General features: G+C 61.0%; 20 protein-coding genes. 15 read left to right on the forward strand and 5 right to left on the reverse strand.

Translation table 11 applies throughout. From position 1 onward, the window contains the following. The first annotated feature begins 30 nt into the window (after positions 1–30). The 3 genes from EFQ99_RS13975 to hisC all read left to right on the forward strand — a co-directional run bounded on the left by EFQ99_RS13975 (position 31) and on the right by hisC (position 3,646). Positions 31–1,221: an MFS transporter gene (locus tag EFQ99_RS13975; RefSeq protein ID WP_126921618.1), complete on the forward strand. Its 1,191-nt coding sequence runs from the start codon at positions 31–33 to the stop codon at positions 1,219–1,221. Positions 1,222–1,317: 96 nt separating this feature from the next. Beyond that, entirely contained in the window at positions 1,318–2,568 is a 1,251-nt protein-coding gene (gene ispG, locus EFQ99_RS13980; protein WP_126921619.1) for a flavodoxin-dependent (E)-4-hydroxy-3-methylbut-2-enyl-diphosphate synthase, read from the forward strand. Positions 2,569–2,584: 16 nt separating this feature from the next. Next, on the forward strand, positions 2,585–3,646 hold the full coding sequence (gene hisC / locus EFQ99_RS13985; RefSeq protein ID WP_126921620.1) for a histidinol-phosphate transaminase: 1,062 nt from the start codon (positions 2,585–2,587) through the stop codon (positions 3,644–3,646). Positions 3,647–3,655: 9 nt separating this feature from the next. On the opposite strand, the gene EFQ99_RS13990 is transcribed toward hisC, so the two are convergent. Then, complete coding sequence (locus EFQ99_RS13990; RefSeq protein ID WP_126921621.1) at positions 3,656–4,570, reverse strand: polyprenyl synthetase family protein; 915 nt, start codon at positions 4,568–4,570, stop codon at positions 3,656–3,658. A gap of 134 nt (positions 4,571–4,704) precedes the next feature. Here EFQ99_RS13990 and mtgA point away from each other — a divergent pair, with 134 nt between their 5' ends. From mtgA to EFQ99_RS14015, 5 genes are all read left to right on the forward strand, one after another. Continuing rightward, positions 4,705–5,442 carry a monofunctional biosynthetic peptidoglycan transglycosylase gene (gene mtgA, locus EFQ99_RS13995; RefSeq protein ID WP_126921622.1) on the forward strand — a complete coding sequence of 246 codons (738 nt, stop codon included), beginning with the start codon at positions 4,705–4,707 and terminating at the stop codon, positions 5,440–5,442. Between the two features lie 95 nt (positions 5,443–5,537). Then, positions 5,538–6,260, forward strand: coding sequence for a DUF1868 domain-containing protein (locus EFQ99_RS14000; RefSeq protein ID WP_126921623.1), 723 nt, complete (start codon positions 5,538–5,540; stop codon positions 6,258–6,260). 13 nt (positions 6,261–6,273) lie between these two features. Beyond that, a complete protein-coding gene (locus EFQ99_RS14005; protein ID WP_126921624.1) occupies positions 6,274–6,921 on the forward strand; it encodes a glutathione S-transferase family protein in 648 nt (215 codons plus the stop codon). A 156-nt stretch (positions 6,922–7,077) separates the two neighbouring features. Beyond that, complete coding sequence (rpmF, locus tag EFQ99_RS14010; RefSeq protein WP_003543812.1) at positions 7,078–7,263, forward strand: 50S ribosomal protein L32; 186 nt, start codon at positions 7,078–7,080, stop codon at positions 7,261–7,263. 198 nt (positions 7,264–7,461) lie between these two features. After that, positions 7,462–7,869 carry a hypothetical protein gene (locus tag EFQ99_RS14015; protein WP_125845956.1) on the forward strand — a complete coding sequence of 136 codons (408 nt, stop codon included), beginning with the start codon at positions 7,462–7,464 and terminating at the stop codon, positions 7,867–7,869. Here the strand turns inward: EFQ99_RS14015 and phaR are convergent. Continuing rightward, positions 7,864–8,436: a polyhydroxyalkanoate synthesis repressor PhaR gene (gene phaR / locus EFQ99_RS14020; RefSeq protein WP_008528469.1), complete on the reverse strand. Its 573-nt coding sequence runs from the start codon at positions 8,434–8,436 to the stop codon at positions 7,864–7,866. The two genes, EFQ99_RS14015 and phaR, sit on opposite strands and share 6 nt — an antisense overlap. Positions 8,437–8,673: 237 nt before the next feature. Between phaR and EFQ99_RS14025 the strand changes: the two genes are divergently transcribed. Together EFQ99_RS14025 and phbB are read left to right on the forward strand one after the other, a co-directional pair. After that, positions 8,674–9,855 carry an acetyl-CoA C-acetyltransferase gene (locus EFQ99_RS14025; protein ID WP_126921625.1) on the forward strand — a complete coding sequence of 394 codons (1,182 nt, stop codon included), beginning with the start codon at positions 8,674–8,676 and terminating at the stop codon, positions 9,853–9,855. 71 nt (positions 9,856–9,926) lie between these two features. Next, entirely contained in the window at positions 9,927–10,652 is a 726-nt protein-coding gene (gene phbB / locus EFQ99_RS14030; protein ID WP_126921626.1) for a beta-ketoacyl-ACP reductase, read from the forward strand. Between the two features lie 285 nt (positions 10,653–10,937). Here phbB and EFQ99_RS35030 read toward each other — a convergent pair whose 3' ends face one another. The 3 genes from EFQ99_RS35030 to EFQ99_RS14040 form a co-directional block, all read right to left on the reverse strand. Continuing rightward, positions 10,938–11,096 carry a hypothetical protein gene (locus EFQ99_RS35030; protein ID WP_164736375.1) on the reverse strand — a complete coding sequence of 53 codons (159 nt, stop codon included), beginning with the start codon at positions 11,094–11,096 and terminating at the stop codon, positions 10,938–10,940. Between the two features lie 210 nt (positions 11,097–11,306). Next, positions 11,307–11,561, reverse strand: coding sequence for a YMGG-like glycine zipper-containing protein (locus EFQ99_RS14035; RefSeq protein ID WP_126921627.1), 255 nt, complete (start codon positions 11,559–11,561; stop codon positions 11,307–11,309). Positions 11,562–11,588: 27 nt separating this feature from the next. Continuing rightward, on the reverse strand, positions 11,589–11,744 hold the full coding sequence (locus EFQ99_RS14040) for a DUF3309 family protein (RefSeq protein WP_017962528.1): 156 nt from the start codon (positions 11,742–11,744) through the stop codon (positions 11,589–11,591). Positions 11,745–12,541: 797 nt separating this feature from the next. Here EFQ99_RS14040 and EFQ99_RS14045 point away from each other — a divergent pair. The 5 genes from EFQ99_RS14045 (at position 12,542) to EFQ99_RS14065 (ending at position 18,859) form a co-directional block, all read left to right on the forward strand. Continuing rightward, positions 12,542–15,715, forward strand: coding sequence for a helicase-related protein (locus tag EFQ99_RS14045; protein ID WP_126921628.1), 3,174 nt, complete (start codon positions 12,542–12,544; stop codon positions 15,713–15,715). A gap of 2 nt (positions 15,716–15,717) precedes the next feature. Further along, complete coding sequence (locus tag EFQ99_RS14050) at positions 15,718–16,122, forward strand: RNA-binding S4 domain-containing protein (RefSeq protein ID WP_126921629.1); 405 nt, start codon at positions 15,718–15,720, stop codon at positions 16,120–16,122. A gap of 191 nt (positions 16,123–16,313) precedes the next feature. Next, the gene (gene fdxA, locus EFQ99_RS14055; protein WP_126921630.1) at positions 16,314–16,652 is read left to right on the forward strand and encodes a ferredoxin FdxA; all 339 of its coding nucleotides are present in this window, start codon (positions 16,314–16,316) and stop codon (positions 16,650–16,652) included. Positions 16,653–17,046: 394 nt separating this feature from the next. Further along, positions 17,047–17,619: a CarD family transcriptional regulator gene (locus EFQ99_RS14060; RefSeq protein ID WP_003543775.1), complete on the forward strand. Its 573-nt coding sequence runs from the start codon at positions 17,047–17,049 to the stop codon at positions 17,617–17,619. Positions 17,620–17,995: 376 nt separating this feature from the next. Continuing rightward, the gene (locus EFQ99_RS14065) at positions 17,996–18,859 is read left to right on the forward strand and encodes an RNA polymerase factor sigma-32 (RefSeq protein WP_018244054.1); all 864 of its coding nucleotides are present in this window, start codon (positions 17,996–17,998) and stop codon (positions 18,857–18,859) included. Positions 18,860–18,883: the final 24 nt, after the last annotated feature.

An 18,883-nucleotide genomic window follows, 5' to 3' on the forward strand; every position in this document is an offset into this window, starting at 1 on the left:
GCAAGCCCGGCAATGAGGAAAGACCGGAAAATGGATAGTCATGTGAGTGCGCCGGGGGTCCGGAGCGGCTTCGTTACCAAAAGCAGGGCGGCGGTTTCCCTGCTCTTTCTGATGAATGGCTTTGTCGTCGGCTGCTGGGCCCCGAAGATCCCGGACTTTGCCGAGCGTCTGGCGCTGAGCAAGTTCGAGTTGGGGCTGATGATCCTCGTCTTCGGCGTCGGCTCGCTGGTCATGATGCCGATCGCCGGCGCGCAGATCGCCAAGCATGGCTCGCGTATCGTCGTTCAGGTCCTGGCTGTCTGCGTGCTGCCGCTGCTGCTGACATTGACGCTCGCGCCAAATGTGATCACTGGGGCAATCTCGCTCTTCCTGTTCGGCGGCTTCATCGGCGCAATGGATGTGGCGATGAATGCCAATGCCGTTTCGGTCGAGAAATCGATGCGCCGCGCCATCATGTCGTCCTGCCATGCTTTCTGGAGCCTTGGCGGCCTGATCGGCTCGGGCCTCGGCGGCATCGTGATTTCGAAGCTCGGCATTCTCGGCCATGCGCAACTGGCGACGGTGCTGGCGGCGATCTTCCTGGCCGTCGCCTGGCCGATGATCCTTGCCGATCCGCCGCATCCCGACACCAAGAAGGAAAAGACAAGACTGCCGATGGTGCCGCTGCCATGGCTGCTCGGTTTGATGGCCCTGTTCTCCATGGTGCCTGAGGGGGCGGTTCTGGACTGGGGTGCGCTCTATCTCCGCCAGGAAATGGATGCGTCCGTGGCGCTTTCCGGCCTTGGTTTCGCAGCCTTTTCGGCGACGATGGCAATCATGCGCTTTGCCGGCGACCTGGTGCGAGATCGTCTCGGCGGCGTCAAAACGCTGCGGATCTGCACTTTGTTCGCCATCGTCGGCATGCTGCTTGCAGGCTTGGCGCCCGATGCCGAGATCGCCATTCTGGGCTTTGCCTTTTGCGGTATCGGCATTTCCAACATGGTGCCGATCGCTTTCTCGGCGGCGGGCAATATTCCCGGCCTCAAGCCCGGCATCGGCATTTCGGTCGTCACGACCATGGGCTATTCCGGCATGCTGGTTGCTCCGTCCCTGATCGGCTTCGTCGCCGAGCATGTCGGCTTTGCCGCGGTCTTCATGGCGCTGCCGGCGCTGCTCATCGTGGTTCTGGCGTTTTCCAAGCTGGCCCACTATGCCGACGGGGTCTCCGGAGGCGGCCACTAAGCCGCCTCCCAACAAAAGTGATATCAGGGGCGGTTGACAAGAAAGCGGCCATGATCCACCTGAAAGGCACTGTTTTTAGGGGTGAAAAAGCACTTCATGTTGTCAGCCGCCGATTTTGATCCGAAACCGCGCCGCGCTTCCGTTGCCGTCGATGTCGGCGGCGTCATTGTCGGCGGTGGCGCGCCGATCGTCGTGCAGTCCATGACGAATACGGATACGGCCGATATCGATTCGACCGTTGCGCAGGTCGCGGCCCTCCATCGGGCGGGTTCCGAGCTGGTGCGCATTACCGTCGACCGCGACGAAAGTGCCGCCGCCGTGCCGAAGATCCGCGAGCGGCTGCTGCGGCTCGGCATGGACGTGCCGCTGATCGGCGACTTTCACTACATCGGCCACAAGCTGCTGGCCGACCATCCGGCTTGCGCCGAGGCTCTGGCGAAATACCGCATCAATCCCGGCAATGTCGGCTTCAAGGACAAGAAGGACAAGCAGTTCGCCGAGATCATCGAGATGGCGATCCGCTATGACAAACCGGTGCGCATCGGCGTCAACTGGGGCTCGCTCGATCAGGATCTGCTGACGGCGCTGATGGACCAGAATGCCGAAGCCGGCTCGCCGCTTTCGGCCAGGCAGGTGACGCGCGAGGCGATCGTGCAGTCCGCGCTGCTGTCGGCAGCCCTTGCCGAGGAGATCGGCCTGCCGCGCAATCGCATCATTCTGTCGGCCAAGGTCAGCCAGGTGCAGGACCTGATCGCCGTCAATTCCATGCTGGCCGATCGTTCCAACCATGCGCTGCATCTTGGCCTCACCGAGGCCGGTATGGGCACCAAGGGCATCGTCGCCTCGTCGGCGGCGATGGGCTTCGTGCTGCAGCACGGCATCGGCGATACGATCCGCGTGTCGCTGACGCCGGAGCCGAATGGCGACCGCACGCGTGAAGTCCAGGTGGCGCAGGAAATCCTGCAGGTCATGGGCTTCCGCCAGTTCGTGCCTGTCGTTGCCGCCTGTCCGGGCTGCGGGCGCACGACCTCAACAGTGTTCCAGGAGCTTGCGCAGAACATCCAGAACGACATCCGCAAGAACATGCCGGTCTGGCGCGAGAAATATCCCGGCGTCGAGGCTCTGAACGTCGCCGTCATGGGCTGCATCGTCAATGGGCCGGGCGAAAGCAAACATGCCGATATCGGTATTTCGCTTCCCGGCACCGGTGAGACGCCGGCCGCACCCGTTTTCATCGATGGCAAGAAAGCGCTGACGCTGCGTGGCCCGAATATCGCTTCCGATTTCGAGGCGCTTGTCGTCGATTATATCGAGAAGCGTTTCGGCCAGAAGACGGCGGCGGAATGAAGGACCGCGAATCCGAATGAGCCGATACTGGTCTGATATCGTCAGCACGCTTCGGCCTTATGTCGCGGGAGAGCAGCCGCGCATCCCTGGCCTGGTCAAGCTCAATACCAACGAGAATCCCTATGGGCCATCGCCGAAGGCGCTCGAGGCTATCGGCCAAGCTGCCGACGATCGTCTGCGGCTTTATCCCGACCCCGCCGCCACCGAGTTGCGCGAAGCGATCGCAGCCCGCTTCGGCCTGACGGCGGAAGAAGTGTTCGTCGGCAATGGCTCCGACGAGGTTCTCGCCCATACGTTCCAGGCGCTGCTGAAACACGATCTGCCGCTGCTCTATCCCGACGTGACCTATAGCTTCTATCCGACCTATAGCCTGCTATATGGTATCGAGGCGGTCGAGATACCGGTCGACGACAAGTTCCAGATCCGGCTCGCGGATTATGACAGGCCATGCGGCGCGATCATCATTCCCAATCCGAATGCGCCGACCGGCATCGGTCTGCCGCTGGCCGGGATCGAGGCGCTCCTTGCCGCCCATCCGGATGCCGTCGTCGTGGTAGACGAGGCCTATGTCGATTTCGGCGGTGAAAGCGCCGTGCCGCTGATTTCCGCCCATCCCAATCTGCTTGTTATCCAGACCTTGTCCAAGTCTCGTTCCTTCGCAGGTCTGCGTGTCGGCTTTGCGCTGGGACACCGGGATCTGATCGAGGCGCTGGTGCGCGTCAAGGACAGCTTCAATTCCTATCCGCTGGATTGTCTGGCGCAGCTTGCGGCAACGGCGGCGATCAAGGACGATGCATGGTTCGACGCGTGCCGGGGGAAAATCATCGCCACCCGGGAAAGTCTCGTTCGAGAGCTCCAAGCGCTGGATTTCGAGGTGCTGCCGTCGCAAGCGAATTTCGTTTTCGCAAGGCACCAAAGCCAGCCCGGCGCTGCACTTCAAGCCGCTCTGCGGGAGCGTCACGTGCTCGTCCGGCAATTCGCCAAGCCGCGTATCTCGGACTTCCTGCGCATCAGCATCGGCACGGACGAGGAATGCACCCGACTGATATCCGCTCTCAAGGAAATACTGCCAGCCTGACTCGTCGGCTCAGCTCTTCCGGTCGGCGATGAAATGCGCCGCCGCGGTCAGGATCGAGGCGCGGGCGCCGTAGGGGGCAAGCAACGCTTCGGCGTCACGGACATGCTGGCGAAGCTCGGTTTCGGCCCATTCCATGCCGTGGAGCGCAACGAGAGTTCCCTTGCCGCGGCCCGCATCCTTACCGGTCGCCTTGCCCATGGTCTCGGCGTCCGAGGTCAGGTCGAGAATGTCGTCGGCGAGCTGGAAGGCGAGGCCGATCTTTTCGCCGAAGGCGCGCAGACGGCGGCGATCCTCGGGCGGGCTACCCGCGATGATGGCGCCGGCCTCGCAGGCAAAGCGGATCAGCGCGCCGGTTTTCATCGCCTGCAGGCGGATGATGCCAGCCTCGTCGGGGGCCTGTCTTTCGGCGGCGAGATCGAGCGCCTGGCCGCCGGCCATGCCGCCGAGGCCGGCGGCGCGGGCAAGGGCCAGCACCAGCGAGGCCTTGTCCGTGTCGGGAAGGGCCGTCTCCGGTGCGGCGATGATGTCGAAGGCATAGGTCAGCAGGCTGTCGCCTGCGAGGATCGCGGTGGCTTCGTCGAACCTGATGTGGACCGTCGGTTTGCCGCGGCGCAGGTCGTCATCGTCCATGGCCGGCAGGTCGTCATGCACGAGGGAATAGCAGTGGACGCATTCAAGAGCGGCGCCGACGCGAAGTGCCGCCTGCTCGGGGCCGCCGAGAAGGGCCGCACTTTCGGCGACCAGGAACGGGCGCAGCCGCTTGCCGCCGTTCAACACGGCATAGTGCATGGCGCTGCGCAGGGTCTCGGGCCGGGCGATTTCATCGGAAAGGGCGCCCGGTGAAAGCAATGCTTCAAGCAGCGCCTCGATCTCGCGGGCGTTGTTCTTCAGCCTCGTTTCGAAAGTATCCCGGTTCGCGTCCATGGGCGCTGTTTGGCATGGGGCACGGGGCCTTGCAACGGAATTGTCGATGACTGCCGCAAGATTTCCCATGTGCTCTGGCATAAGCGCCGCGCAGGCGTTATGAGAACGACAGGAGCGAAATCGGGCTGGGGACATTGGATATAGCGCCGGAGAGTGACGAGATCGTCGAGACGACGGCCCATCGGCAATGGTTCGGAGACCGCCGTGTATTGAAACGCATCGTTCTTGCCGTGCTGGGGCTACTGATCCTTCCTTACGCGCTAATCTTTTTCTATGTGCTGCCCTTCATTCACCCTGTCTCGACGCTGATGCTGCGCGATCTGGTGCTGCTGCGCGGCTATGACCGCAGATGGGTGTCGCTGGACGAGATAGCCCCGGTTCTGGTGCAGTCGGTGATGATGTCCGAGGACGGGCAATATTGTTTCCACGGCGGCGTCGATTGGGCCGAGATGCGCATGCTGGTCGAGGACACGCTGAGGGGCCAGGCGACGCGCGGCGGCAGCACCATCCCCATGCAGACGGCGAAGAACCTCTTCCTCTGGAACAGCCGCTCCTTCGTGCGCAAGGCGCTGGAGCTGCCGCTCGCGGTCAGTACGGACTTCGTGCTGTCGAAACGGCGGCTGATGGAAATCTATCTCAATATCGCCGAATGGGGGCCCGGCATCTACGGCGTCGAGGCGGCGGCCCAGTATCATTTCAAGGTGCCGGCCTCGAAGCTGACGCGGCGGCAGGCGTCACTGCTTGCCGTGTCGCTGCCGAACCCCTTCGATCGCAATGCCGGCAAGCCCGGCCGCAGGCTCAGGACACTCGCCTCCGTCATCGAGCGCCGGGCGCAGGGTTCGGGCGATTACATCAAATGCATCTATAAGTGAGATCAGAACTTGTCGCTGGAAGGGCCGAGCGTCATCTGACATTCTTAGTTCTGCCATATGGGCGAGCGCAGTCCCACCAGAACCCCTGAGTCGCCATGACCATCACGATGCTTTCGCCCGAACTTCTCCGCTACTCAAAGACCCACAATCCGAACCCGCCCACCCATCTCGGCAGCCGCTATCGCAAGGTCGGCGGCTTTCTGCCGGAGGCCGGCAACACCATCGTCTGTCATCCGGTGAAGGGTTCGCGCACGCAGGCGGCGCTGATCGAGGCGCGGGAGAAATACCTGGCGATGCCCGAGGCCTCGCAATTCCTCTTCACGCCGATCTCGAGCCTTCACATGACGCTTTTCGAAGGCATCATCGCGTCCCGGCGCTGGCAGCATTACTGGCCGGGGGATATTCCTCTGGATGCGCCGATCGACGACATGACCGAAATCCTGGCGGCGCGGCTCGAAGGTTTCCAGATGGCCGAGCCCTTCAAGGTCGCCGTGGTCGAAGCCCGCCCGTCGGGCCTGCTCGTCGACGGGGCGACGGAGAAAGACCGCAAGGTCATGCGCGCCTGGCGCGACGCGTTTGCCGATCTTCTCGGTTATCGCCAGCCGGATCATGCGGACTACAAGTTTCATGTCACCTTCGCTTACCCGATCGAGCGGCTGGAGGACGAAGCCTTGCCGCGCTGGCAGGCTATGCTCGACGAGGTGACGGCGGATATTCGCCGCCAGGCTCCAGTTTTCGAGCTTGTGCCGCCGGCATTCTGCGTGTTCGAGGATATGAACCATTTTCACGAACTGCTGATCTTCGATTTCGAGACCTGAACGGAAGAGGCCCATGGACAAACCGACGCTCTACATCGGCAATAAGAACTACTCCTCCTGGTCGTTCCGGCCGTGGATGGCGCTGACCGGCGCCGGCGTCGATTTCGAGGAAGTCTTGATCCCCTTCGACTTTCCGGGCGGCAATCCTGACATCAAGGCCCTATCGCCGACCGGCCGCGTGCCGTTTCTCAGGCACGGCGCATTGAAAATCTCGGAATCGCTGGCGATCATCGAATATGCGGCCGAGCTCTATCCGCAGGCGGGCCTTCTGCCTGGGGATCGAGCCGATCGGGCGCTCGCCCGTTCGGTTTCGATGGAAATGCTCTCGAGCTTCCAGACGCTGCGCAGCGCCTGCCCGATGAACATCCGCCGGGCGAAGGCTAAGATCGCCTTGCCGGATGGTATGGAAGCCGATATCAACCGCATCGAGACGATCTGGCGCGACCTGCTGCAGAAATCCGGCGGACCGTTTCTTTTTGGTGGCTTCGGGGGAGCGGACGCGATGTTTGCGCCTGTTGTCAATCGCTTTGACATCTATGATCTCGTCAGCCGCAACGATACGCTTGCTTACATGGAGACGATGAAGGCGCATCCGGCCTGGCGGAAATGGGAAGAGGCGGCCCGCGCCGAGCCATGGATCGTCGAGGAGGACGAGGTGTAAGGCTCGGATCATCGGTCTCGCAAAAAATACGCATGGGGACTGGTCAAGCCCCCGCCTTGCATGTATAAGCGCGCAAAATTTCCGAAATCGCGACATGTCCGTTTCGGCCGCCAGTCTGGCCGTGGGAATGTTTTGCCCGCAAGTGGAGTAAGAGAAATGGCTGTACCGAAGAGAAAAACGAGCCCGTCCAAGCGCGGCATGCGCCGTTCGGCTGATGCGCTGAAGGCTCCGACCTATGTCGAAGACAAGAACTCCGGCGAACTGCGTCGCCCGCATCATATCGATCTGAAGACCGGCATGTATCGCGGCCGCCAGGTTCTGACGCCGAAGGAAAGCGCATAATTTTCCGATCCGGCTTGTCCGATCGAAAGTTTCAAGGCCGGCTTCACGCCGGCCTTTTGCATTTTCGGCATTCTGTGTCGATGAAATCTCAAGGTATCGTCGCTCCCAATCGATCTGCCGGCAAATATAATGTTTGCAATGGCTTGAAGTAGGACGACGGTTTACGGCAGTATTCTCATCGCGCCAGGAGATTTGCCGATGATAGCCGCCATGCCGCTGATGATTATCCCGTTTATTCTTTACAACCTGGCGATGCTCGGCCTGATGGGCGACGGCGGCATTGCTGCGCTGCATCATGACATTATCGTGCTGTCGATGCTCTCGGGTGCGATCTGGAGCATGGCGCTCGGCGATCTCTTCATCGTCATAGCGCTTGTCGTGCTGTTCTTCGAAATCCTGAAAGCGACCAGGACCGGTCCCGGCAATCTGATCAACCACATCTTGTCGATGCTGGTGTTCATCGCTTTCCTGGTCGAGTTTCTGCTCGTCCAGGATGCGGCAACACAGGTCTTCTTCATTTTGATGACGATCGCCCTGATCGATGTGATCGGCGGTTTCGCCGTGTCGATCCGGAGCGCCGGGCGGGATGTCTCGATCGGATTATAGGTTGTCGAGCTTGTTCTGAAGGGCGCGCAGCTGTTCCTTCAGCTCGTCGATATCCTTGGCCTCGGCCTTGCGGCTTTCCTTGGCCGGCGGCGTCATGAAGGGCGAGAACATCTGCATCGCCTGCTGAAACAGCTCGGTGTTGCGGCGAACCTGGTCTTCCACCATCTGCATCGGCAATTGCAGGTTCTTGCCGAGCGGCGTCTCGCCGAAAGCGCGGTTCACCTGTTCGCGCATTTGCGACTGCTGTTCGGTGAAGGCGCGCATCGAATGCTCGAGGAAGCTCGGCACGACCATCTGCATCTGGTCGCCATAATAGGTGATGAGCTGGCGCAGGAAGGAGATCGGAAGCAGCGTGTTGCCGGTCTTCGATTCCTGTTCGAAGATGATCTGGGTCAGCACCGAGTGGGTGATATCATCTCCGCTTTTTGCATCCTGGACGATAAAATCTTCGCCCTTCTTCACCATCTCCGCCAGGTCTTCCAGCGTCACATAGGTGCTGGTGCCTGTATTGTATAAGCGGCGATTGGCGTATTTCTTGATGACTATCTGACCCTCATTCTTCGCCATATCAGTCTCCTGAACCCCCGTCTGATTTATGGATGTTCCTCCACTTCAGACTGTAAACGCAAAAGAAGGCTGGTGACAATCTCTTTGTGCGATGCGGCAAACCTTTAACAGAGCAGATGAATCGGCTTTGGCGGCTGCGGCGAAAAATGATGGCGACCGGTCTTCGCGTTTGACTTGTGTTCAAAGCTTTGCCAGTTTCCCCTTATGTAAGTGAGACGAAAAACGAGGAGCGTCCCCATGAGCAATTCATCCATCGTCATCGCTAGCGCAGGGCGAACAGCAGTCGGTTCGTTCAACGGCGCATTCGGAACCGTTCCCGCGCACGAGCTCGGCGCGGCCGTCATCAAGGGCGTGCTCGAGCGCGCCGGCGTCGATGCCGGCGAGGTGGATGAGGTGATCCTCGGCCAGGTGCTTGCAGCCGGCGAGGGTCAGAACCCGGCCCGCCAGGCAGCGATCAAGGCCGGCGTTCCGAAGGAAGCCACGGCCTGGGGTGTCAACCAGCTCTGCGGCTCGGGCCTGCGCGCAGTCGCGCTCGGCATGCAGCAGATCGCCACCGGCGACGCCAAGATCATCGTTGCCGGCGGCCAGGAATCCATGTCGATGGCGCCGCATGCCGCGCACTTACGCAGCGGCACGAAGATGGGCGACATGAAGATGGTCGACACGATGATCAAGGACGGCCTGACCGATGCCTTCCACGGCTATCATATGGGCGTTACCGCCGAGAATATCGCGCGCCAGTGGCAGCTTTCGCGCGACGATCAGGATCAGTTCGCCGTCGCCTCGCAGAACAAGGCTGAAGCCGCGCAGAAGGCCGGCCGCTTTGCCGACGAAATCATCCCCTACGTCATCCAGACGCGTAAGGGCGACGTGACCGTCGATGCCGACGAATATATCCGCCATGGCGCCACGCTGGAGGCGATGGGCAAGTTGCGCCCGGCCTTCGACAAGGAAGGCACGGTCACGGCCGCGAATGCTTCCGGCCTCAATGACGGCGCCGCCGCCGCGGTGCTGATGAGCGAGGCAGAGGCCGTTCGGCGCGGCATCCAGCCGCTCGCCCGCATCGTGTCCTGGGCAACGGCCGGCGTCGATCCGTCAATCATGGGCACCGGCCCGATCCCGGCTTCGCGCAAGGCGCTCGAAAAGGCGGGCTGGTCGGTCGGCGATCTCGATCTCGTCGAGGCCAATGAGGCCTTTGCGGCGCAGGCTTGTGCCGTCACCAAGGATCTCGGCTGGGATCCATCGATCGTCAACGTCAACGGCGGGGCGATCGCAATCGGCCATCCCATCGGCGCGTCCGGCGCACGCATTCTCAACACGCTGCTGTTCGAAATGAAGCGCCGCGGCGTGAAGAAGGGCCTTGCGACGCTTTGCATCGGCGGCGGCATGGGTGTCGCCATGTGCTTCGAAGCACTTTAAATAGCATACGATCCAAGTTTGACTAAAACTCCTGCCAGCCAGCGGGGCGAAAAACAAAAGGGGAGCGGAACATGAGCAGAGTGGCTTTGGTCACCGGGGGTACACGCGGCATCGGCGCAGCCATATCCATAGCGCTGAAAAATGCCGGATACAGGGTTGCGGCCAGCTATGCCGGCAACGACGAGAAGGCCAGCGCCTTCCGCGAGGCCAGCGGCATTGCCGTGTTCAAATGGGATGTTTCCGACTACGCCGCCTGCGGCGAGGGAATAGCCAAGATCGAAAGCGAGATCGGGCCGGTCGAAATTCTCGTCAACAATGCCGGCATCACCCGTGACGCGATGTTCCACAAAATGTCGCCGCAGCAATGGCACGAGGTGATCAATACCAACCTCACCGGCCTGTTCAACATGACGCATCAGGTCTGGACCGGCATGCGCGAGCGCAGCTTCGGCCGCATCGTCAATATCTCGTCCATCAACGGCCAGAAGGGCCAGATGGGCCAGGTGAATTATTCCGCGGCCAAGGCTGGCGATCTCGGCTTCACCAAGGCGCTGGCCCAGGAAGGTGCGGCGAAAAACATCACCGTCAATGCCATCTGCCCTGGTTACATCGGAACAGAGATGGTGCTTGCCGTGCCGGAGAAGGTGCTGAACGAACGCATCATCCCGCAGATCCCGGTCGGTCGTCTCGGCGAGCCTGAAGAGATCGCGCGCTGCGTCACCTTCCTCGTCTCCGACGATGCCGGTTTCATCACCGGCTCGACACTCAGCGCTAATGGCGGGCAGTTCTTCGCCTAGCACGCAGCTCGAAAATCGGGGTCGATTTTCGAAAATATCATGTGTGGATCGACGGGATGGCGCGTCCGGCAGGACGCGCTCGGACTGACGATCCGCCAACGCCTCTCTTTCGTGATGCTCGGGCTTGACCCGAGCATTTGTGCGCGATCCTCGGCACAAGGCGGAGGACAACGCGCCGAGTGCGCGCCTGCGCATCGTTACGGGGAAATTGCTGCCTGAGCGCCTTTGCGGAAGCGACAAGCAGCGAGGGCGATTTCGGCACTTGAATGGTTGTTTTCCGAAAACTCAGGAGCCGCGGTCGATATTCCGCCGCCGTTGCGCGCGGACCTTGACCGGCACTTTCCCCAGCGAGCGGTCTTCGCTGCGAAGGGCTGAGATTGCGGTCGTCAGGAATGCCGAGGCGATGAGAACGGCGACGGCGGAATTCAGGAAAATCTGGGCCATGGAAACGTTCCTTTCAGGTGCGCGGGGCGGCTCGTGCCTGCCTCGGGCGGCGGCTCAGCCTGCCCTTTGTGCTCACGAAGGAAATATGCGCCTGCCTGGTGGGCGCCGGTAGGTTTGACTTTCGCGACCGATCGTCAACGCCGTGTTGACGGGTGCAAAAAGAAAACGGGCGCCGAAGCGCCCGTTGGGAGTCCGATATGCATTCACTGATCAGCAGCGCGCCTCGTAGCGGCGGCCGTAGCGGTCACGATAGATGCAGTAGCCGCGGCGCTCGACCGAATGGCCGATGAGGGCGCCGGTCAGACCGCCGGCAACGGCGCCGACGGCGGCACCACCCCAGCTGTTGGTGACAACGCCGCCGATGACCGCACCGGTGCCGGCGCCGATCGCCGTGCCTTGCTCGGTCGCCGTGCAGGATGCCAGAGCGCCGACGAGCGCGCCAATAAGTACAATCTTCTTCATCATGTCGTAACTCCCCAGGTTTGGTGGCCTTTAGATGCGGCCCATAAGTACAAGAATAATGATAATGACGAGAACTAGCCCCAAACCTCCAGAAGGTCCATAGCCCCAACCACGGCTGTAACCCCAATTCGGCAAAGCTCCGATCAAGAGCAGAATTAGGATAATAAGAAGTATCGTGCCAAGCATGGTGTGTTCCCTTCATTTCATCCGCATTTTCGATGGACAAGAAACACGCATTGGCGATTTTTGTTCCCGGTTCAGGGCTCGAAATGTGGCGCGACTTGGCCCCCGCCATTCCGGAATATTGGCCGTATGGTTAAAAAGGCTTTTAAATACAATATGTTGCGGTGAACAAAGCGAGAAAGTCGCAATGTCGCCGATTCGTCAGCGATTCGTTCCGTTTTTGATCGACGCGCCCGCTACCGCCACTTCAACTTAACGCCCTGTGAATCCGGCTCTCCAAAGATTAACGCCGATGCGGGGATGCGAAACGAGGAGATTCGCCGGCAATACGCATCTTGCGCCTCGCACCAATTCCGCCACCAGATGTGGTCGTGAACGAAAGGCGAAAACGGCTCGGTCAGCGATTCGTCTCTGATTCGTTCCGGCTTTGGTCGGAAGGTTAATTCGGGCGCAATTTTCGATTGCCGGCGGTCGGCTGGAAATCGAGAATCGAGACGGCGAAAATGCGAAGGAGCTGGAGTCTCGCGATTCAGCATCTAGTGGGAAAAAGTGATTCAAAATCAATACTTAGCCGTGAACAAAAGCTGAATCAGCTGGAGTCAGCGATTCGTCGCTGATTCGTTCTCACGCTGTTCCGAATCGTGAAGGCGGACGTTCGGCAGGACTCGCAAAGGTCGCAATGCCGGTGGCATTTTTGAAATCTTCCCTTGCGTTTGCGGCGGCGGCTGTCCATGTGTTCTGTGCTTCAATCTGGGGGAGCGAGATTTTCCTGGGGCCGCTGGCCTCGTTTGCATGGATCCATGACTCTGACTTCGCAGCCGATGATTCTGAGCGGGCGCGGTGTGACCGCGGTGCTCGGACCGACCAATACCGGCAAGACCCATTATGCCATCGAGCGCATGGTCGCCCACGGCACCGGCGTGATCGGCCTGCCGCTCCGGCTTCTGGCGCGTGAGGTCTATACGCGGGTGGTGGAGAAGGTCGGTGCGCAGAATGTGGCGCTTGTTACCGGCGAGGAAAAAATTTCGCCGCCCAATGCACGGTTTTCCGTCTGCACCGTCGAAGCGATGCCGCGTGAGACCAAGGCCGCCTTCGTCGCGATCGACGAGGTGCAGCTCGCCGGCGATCTCGAGCGTGGTCATATCTTCACCGATCGCATCCTGCATCTTCGCGGTCGTGAGGAAACGCTGCTGCTCGGTGCGGCGACGATGCGGCCGATTCTGCAGCAACTCCTGCCCGGCGTCACGATCGTCGAGCGGCCACGGCTGTCGCATCTTTTCTATGCCGGGCAGAAGAAGATCACCCGGCTGCCGCAGCGCTCGGCCATCGTCGCCTTCTCTGCCGATGAGGTCTACGCCATCGCCGAACTGATCCGCCGGCAGCGTGGCGGCGCGGCGGTCGTGCTGGGGGCGCTGAGCCCGCGCACTCGCAACTCGCAGGTCGCGCTCTATCAGGCGGGTGACGTCGAATATCTGGTGGCAACCGATGCGATCGGCATGGGTCTCAACCTCGATGTCGATCACGTCGCCTTCGCCCAGGACCGGAAATTCGACGGCTACCAGTTTCGCAATCTCAATCCGGCCGAACTCGGCCAGATCGCCGGGCGCGCCGGCCGACACGTGCGCGATGGGACCTTTGGGGTTACCGGCCAGGTCTCGCCCTTCGACGAGGAGCTGGTGCAGCGCATCGAGGGGCATGAATTCGACAACGTCAAGGTTCTCCAGTGGCGTACGACCGAGATGGATTTCTCGTCGATCCAGTCGCTGCGCGCCAGCCTCGAGGTTGGGCCGCGCGTACCGGGGCTGACGCGGGCGCTGCCGGCCGTCGACCAGCAGGCGCTGGAGCAGCTTTCCCGCTATCCTGAGATTGTTGATCTTGCAGACAGGCCCGAGCGCGTCGAAAAACTCTGGGAGGCTTGTGCGCTTCCCGACTACCGGCGTATTACCCCGGCACAACATGCCGATCTTATTTCGGCCCTCTTTTCGGATCTCGTGCGCTATGGCACGGTGAACGAGCAGTTCCTCGCGGAGCAGGTTCATCGCTCCGATCGGACAGATGGGGAAATTGACACGCTTTCGGCGCGAATCGCGCAGATAAGGACCTGGACCTACGTTTCGAATCGTCCCGGCTGGCTGGCCGATCCGACACATTGGCAGGAAAAGACGCGGGAAATCGAAGATCGATTGTCCGATGCGTTACATGAGAGGTTGACGAAACGCTTTGTTGATCGCAGGACATCTGTGCTCATGAAGCGCCTGAGAGAGAATGCGATGCTGGAAGCTGAAATCAGTGTGAATGGCGATGTCTTCGTTGAAGGACATCATGTAGGGCAGTTGAGCGGATTCCGTTTCACGCCGGTGGCGGGAACGGATGGACCGGATGCCAAGGCGGTTCAGGCTGCGTCGCAGAAGGCGCTCGCGCTCGAATTCGAAGCCCGAGCGGCGAGAATGCATGCCGCGGGCAACAGCGACCTGGCGATCGGTTCCGATGGTCTGATTCGCTGGCTCGGCGATCCGGTGGCGAGGCTTTCGGGCAGCGATCACATCATGCGTCCGCGCGTGCTTCTGCTCGCTGACGAACAGCTGACGGGCAATGCCCGCGATCACGTCGCCGCCCGTATCGAGCGCTTCGTCAATCACCATATCAGCACGGTGCTGAAGCCGCTCGACGACCTGTCGCGCGCCGAGGACCTGCAGGGTCTTGCCAAGGGACTGGCTTTCCAGCTCGTCGAGAGCCTCGGCGTGCTCTTCCGCCGTGACGTGACCGAGGAAGTGAAGTCGCTGGATCAGGAGGCTCGCGCCTCCATGCGCCGCTACGGCGTGCGTTTCGGTGCTTACCATATCTTCGTTCCCGCACTTCTGAAGCCGGCGCCGGCCGAGCTCATCACACTGCTCTGGGCACTGAAGAACGATGGTCTCGACAAGCCCGGCTACGGCGATCTCATTCCCGTGCTTGCCGCCGGCCGCACCTCCGTCGTCACCGATCCGAGCTTCGAGCGGATGTTCTACAAGCTCGCCGGCTTCCGCTTCCTCGGCAAGCGTGCCGTGCGAATCGACATTCTGGAGCGGCTTGCCGATATCATCCGTCCGCTGCTGCAGTGGAAGCCCGGCCAGAACAACCGCCCTGAGGGCGCCTATGACGGCCGCCGCTTCACGACGACGACGGCGATGCTGTCGATCCTCGGCGCGACGCTCGAGGATATGGAAGAAATTCTCAAGGGCCTCGGCTATCGCGCCGATGCCGTGAAGGCGGAAGAAGCATCGGCCTATCTTGCAACGCAGGATGTGGCCTCGGCGCCTGTCGCCTCCACGGAAGCAGCTGCGGAAGAGACGGCCGAAAAGGCCGATCACGACGATGCCGACGCAGCAGCCGAAGAGACTGTTGCCGACGCGCCTGTTACCGAGGCGCCTGAAGCGGCCCCGGCCGAAGCGGCGGAGGCATCCGTTTCGACAGAAGCATCTGCTCCCGGAGAAGCGGTAGCCGCTCCTGACGAAGCGGTATCGGCTACCGGGGAAACCGGCGAGCCGGCGGAGCCGAAGCCGGTTCTTCTCTGGCGTCTCGGCGGCCGCAACGACAACCAGCGTCAGGCGCGCGGCGGTCATGGCGAGCGCCGTAACGGCCAGGAGCGCGGTCAGAACAACCAGGAGCGCGGCGACCGCAATCGCCGGCCGGGCGGCGGTGATGGCAATCGCGGCGGTGACGGCCGTGACAGCAATCGCAACAACCGCAAGGACGGCGACGGCGGCAGGCCGCAGCAGGCAAGGGGCGACCGCAAGGATCAGCCGCGTGGCGACCGGCAGGACCGTGGCGACCGCAAGGATCGCGGCGAGCGTAACGATCGCAATGACCGCAACAACAATCGCGGCGCGCAGCCGCTGCGCTTCGAGGCCAAGCCGCCGCGCAAGGAGAAGCCGATCGATCCGGATTCGCCTTTCGCCAAGCTCGCGGCTCTCAAGGAGCAGATGAAGAAGTAATCATGAGCGGGGAGACACAGCCAACAAGCGGTTCGCGCCAGCGCATCGACAAATGGCTGTTCTTCACGCGCATGATAAAATCGCGTTCGCTGGCGCAGAGCCATGTCCAATCCGGTCATGTGCGCATCAACGGCGAGCGCTGCAGCCAGCCGAGCCAGATGGTCAAGCCGGGCGACCGCGTCGAACTGACGCTGGAGCGGCGCGACGTCGTTCTGGTCGTGCGGCTCGCCGGCGAGCGCCGCGGTCCTTACGAAGAGGCGCGCCTGCTTTACGAAGACCTGTCCCCGCCGTCGGATGAGGCAAAACGCCTCACGCCCTACGAGCAGGCGATACGGGCGGCCGGCGCGGGCCGTCCGACCAAAAAGGAAAGACGCGCAATCGACAAGCTGATGTCGGACGAAGATTAGAAAACTCTGTCTGCGCTCGCCGCTTTTGCAGATCGTTTATCCTTGAAATCCGCCCCCAAAGCCGATACGTCACTGACAACCTGCCGGAAGCGTGCTTGCCCCAAGCCTGCCCACGCTTTCCCTCCGGCACGGGGATAGGCGCGACGTTCCAGGTTGCCCGGCCCCATCCGCATGGAATCCTGGAGTTCTTCATGACCTATGTCGTGACCGACAATTGCATCAAATGCAAATACACCGATTGCGTGGAAGTCTGCCCCGTCGACTGCTTCTATGAAGGCGAGAATTTCCTCGTCATCCATCCCGACGAATGCATTGATTGCGGCGTCTGCGAGCCTGAATGTCCTGCCGAGGCCATCAAGCCCGATACCGAGCCGGGCCTCGACAAATGGCTGAAGATCAACACCGAATATGCCGCCATCTGGCCGAACATCACGGTGAAGAAAGATCCGTTGCCGGAGGCCAAGGAGAAGGACGGCGAGACCGGAAAGTTCGAGAAGTATTTCTCGGAAAAGCCCGGCTCCGGCGATTGAGGCAGCCGCCGAATCCGGTCTCCGGATTCGGGCGGAAACAGGATGAAACGTTTTAAATCCTGCGTGCCGCATATGGGTGACTTGTGTTGCCCGCATGACTCATGCGAAGCAAATTATTGATTTCCTCATATTTTTATGGTAGGTTTTGTGCACTGTTCCATTTGTGGCATGACGCATGCCCAAAACCATCACGAAAGCAAAACCAATCCGTTCCGCGGTTTCCGTGACATATCAACGCCTTGAGCGTCGGGTCCCAAGATCGCGCTCAGGAAATATTTGCTTTTGCCTGATGGGATCAGAGTGAAGTCACCCGACGGATGTACCCGTCTCACCCGGGCCTGACTGACCCGGCTCCGGCCGCCGCCGGAAGCGTAACAGGGAGTTTTTGAATAGAATGACGACTCAGCAGAAAAAGCCTTCTACAGCACGCCACGGCTTCAAGACCGGTGAATCGATCGTCTACCCCGCTCACGGCGTCGGTACCATCACCGCTATCGAAGAGCAAGAAGTTGCCGGCATGAAGCTCGAACTTTTCGTTATCGATTTCGAGAAAGACAAGATGCGCCTGAAGGTTCCGGTCGCGAAGGCCATGAGCATCGGCATGCGCAAGCTTTCGGAAACGGATTTCGTCGAGCGTGCTTTGAAGGTTGTGCAGGGCAAGGCGCGCGTCAAGCGCACCATGTGGTCCCGCCGCGCCCAGGAATATGATGCCAAGATCAATTCCGGCGACCTGATTTCCATCGCTGAAGTGGTGCGCGATCTCTATCGTGCCGAAAACCAGCCCGAGCAGTCTTATTCCGAGCGCCAGCTCTATGAAGCTGCGCTCGATCGCATGGCGCGCGAAATTGCCGCCGTCAACAAGATGTCGGAAACCGAAGCTGTCCGCCTCGTCGAGACCAATCTCAACAAGGGTCCGAAGCGCGGCAAGGCAATCGAGGAAGACGATTCGCAGGACGAAGCCGCATAAGGCGACCCTGTTTTCCCTGTCAAAAAACCCGGCCTTTGCGCCGGGTTTTTTTATTGGAACTTTTTCCCGACTGCCGCGTTAACACACGTAATTGCGGGCTGCTCGCGGGGCCATGGCCTCGTCGGGCGAACCGTTATTCCTTCAATGTTCGATGAGGAGCGGATCATGCCTTTTCAGTCTTGCCCATCCGGCAGCATGAAGAAACAGGTCCAGCTCAGCCGTCTTACCGGCACATGATGAGAATTAGGGCCTCCCCCTGAAAAGTCCAGGGGCGAGGCCTTTTGCATTCAGAACCCCATTCGGTCCGGACAGCGATGTTCCGGAGTGTGTGTTTTATTGTTCATTTAGGGCGAGAGGCCTGTTTCAGGAGATCGAAATGAAGAACATGTCTGCAGATCGGCGCATGATCAAAATCGCGATGGCCGCCCCCTATCTCGCCCGTCAGGAAGAGCACGATCTTGCCACCCGCTGGAAGGATCACGATGATCGCGGCGCGCGCAACCAGATTGCCATGGCCCATATGCGCCTCGTCATCTCCATGGCCGGCAAGTTCCGCAATTTCGGCCTGCCGATGAGCGATCTCGTGCAGGAGGGCTATGTCGGCCTGCTGGAGGCCGCGGCTCGCTTCGAACCGGAGCGTGACGTGCGCTTCTCGACCTATGCAAGCTGGTGGATCAGGGCTTCGATCCAGGATTATATCTTGCGCAACTGGTCGATCGTGCGCGGCGGCACGAGCTCGGCACAGAAGGCGCTGTTCTTCAATCTGCGCCGTCTGCGCGCCAAGCTCGCCAAGGGCGACACGCAGTTGACGCTGCAATCCATCCACCAGGAAATCGCCGCCGCGTTGGGCGTCAGCCTCGCCGACGTCCAGACCATGGATGCGCGACTCTCCGGCAACGATGCCTCGCTGCAGGCGCCCTCCGTTTCGGGCGATGCCGAGAGTGCGGAGAAGATGGATTTCCTCGTCAGCGACGATCCCCTGCCCGATGAGCAGGTTTCCAACATGATCGACGGAGAACGGCGCCGCGTCTGGCTCGCCTCGGCGCTGAAGCATCTCAACGAACGTGAGATGAAGATCATCAGCGCGCGGCGGCTGGCGGAAGACGGTGCCACGCTCGAGGAACTCGGTGCTGATCTCGGCATTTCCAAGGAGCGCGTGCGTCAGATCGAAAGCCGGGCGATGGAGAAGCTTCGCAGCGCGCTCGTCAGCGCCGATCCGCATATGGCGGCCTACGCCTGAACCACATTGGCCTGACCGCATTCC

Source organism: Rhizobium vallis, assembly GCF_003985155.1.
GTDB lineage: Bacteria > Pseudomonadota > Alphaproteobacteria > Rhizobiales > Rhizobiaceae > Rhizobium > Rhizobium vallis.

Bases quoted from the DNA above. Each gene is read 5' to 3' on its own strand.
- EFQ99_RS13975 (WP_126921618.1), top strand. From the start codon at position 31: ATGGATAGTCATGTGAGTGCGCCGGGGGTCCGGAGCGGCTTCGTTACC.
- ispG (WP_126921619.1), top strand. From the start codon at position 1,318: ATGTTGTCAGCCGCCGATTTTGATCCGAAACCGCGCCGCGCTTCCGTT.
- hisC (WP_126921620.1), top strand. From the start codon at position 2,585: ATGAGCCGATACTGGTCTGATATCGTCAGCACGCTTCGGCCTTATGTC.
- EFQ99_RS13990 (WP_126921621.1), bottom strand. From the start codon at position 4,570: ATGGACGCGAACCGGGATACTTTCGAAACGAGGCTGAAGAACAACGCC.
- EFQ99_RS14000 (WP_126921623.1), top strand. From the start codon at position 5,538: ATGACCATCACGATGCTTTCGCCCGAACTTCTCCGCTACTCAAAGACC.
- EFQ99_RS14005 (WP_126921624.1), top strand. From the start codon at position 6,274: ATGGACAAACCGACGCTCTACATCGGCAATAAGAACTACTCCTCCTGG.
- rpmF (WP_003543812.1), top strand. From the start codon at position 7,078: ATGGCTGTACCGAAGAGAAAAACGAGCCCGTCCAAGCGCGGCATGCGC.
- EFQ99_RS14015 (WP_125845956.1), top strand. From the start codon at position 7,462: ATGATAGCCGCCATGCCGCTGATGATTATCCCGTTTATTCTTTACAAC.
- phaR (WP_008528469.1), bottom strand. From the start codon at position 8,436: ATGGCGAAGAATGAGGGTCAGATAGTCATCAAGAAATACGCCAATCGC.
- EFQ99_RS14025 (WP_126921625.1), top strand. From the start codon at position 8,674: ATGAGCAATTCATCCATCGTCATCGCTAGCGCAGGGCGAACAGCAGTC.
- phbB (WP_126921626.1), top strand. From the start codon at position 9,927: ATGAGCAGAGTGGCTTTGGTCACCGGGGGTACACGCGGCATCGGCGCA.
- EFQ99_RS35030 (WP_164736375.1), bottom strand. From the start codon at position 11,096: ATGGCCCAGATTTTCCTGAATTCCGCCGTCGCCGTTCTCATCGCCTCG.
- EFQ99_RS14035 (WP_126921627.1), bottom strand. From the start codon at position 11,561: ATGATGAAGAAGATTGTACTTATTGGCGCGCTCGTCGGCGCTCTGGCA.
- EFQ99_RS14040 (WP_017962528.1), bottom strand. From the start codon at position 11,744: ATGCTTGGCACGATACTTCTTATTATCCTAATTCTGCTCTTGATCGGA.
- EFQ99_RS14045 (WP_126921628.1), top strand. From the start codon at position 12,542: ATGACTCTGACTTCGCAGCCGATGATTCTGAGCGGGCGCGGTGTGACC.
- EFQ99_RS14050 (WP_126921629.1), top strand. From the start codon at position 15,718: ATGAGCGGGGAGACACAGCCAACAAGCGGTTCGCGCCAGCGCATCGAC.
- fdxA (WP_126921630.1), top strand. From the start codon at position 16,314: ATGACCTATGTCGTGACCGACAATTGCATCAAATGCAAATACACCGAT.
- EFQ99_RS14060 (WP_003543775.1), top strand. From the start codon at position 17,047: ATGACGACTCAGCAGAAAAAGCCTTCTACAGCACGCCACGGCTTCAAG.
- EFQ99_RS14065 (WP_018244054.1), top strand. From the start codon at position 17,996: ATGAAGAACATGTCTGCAGATCGGCGCATGATCAAAATCGCGATGGCC.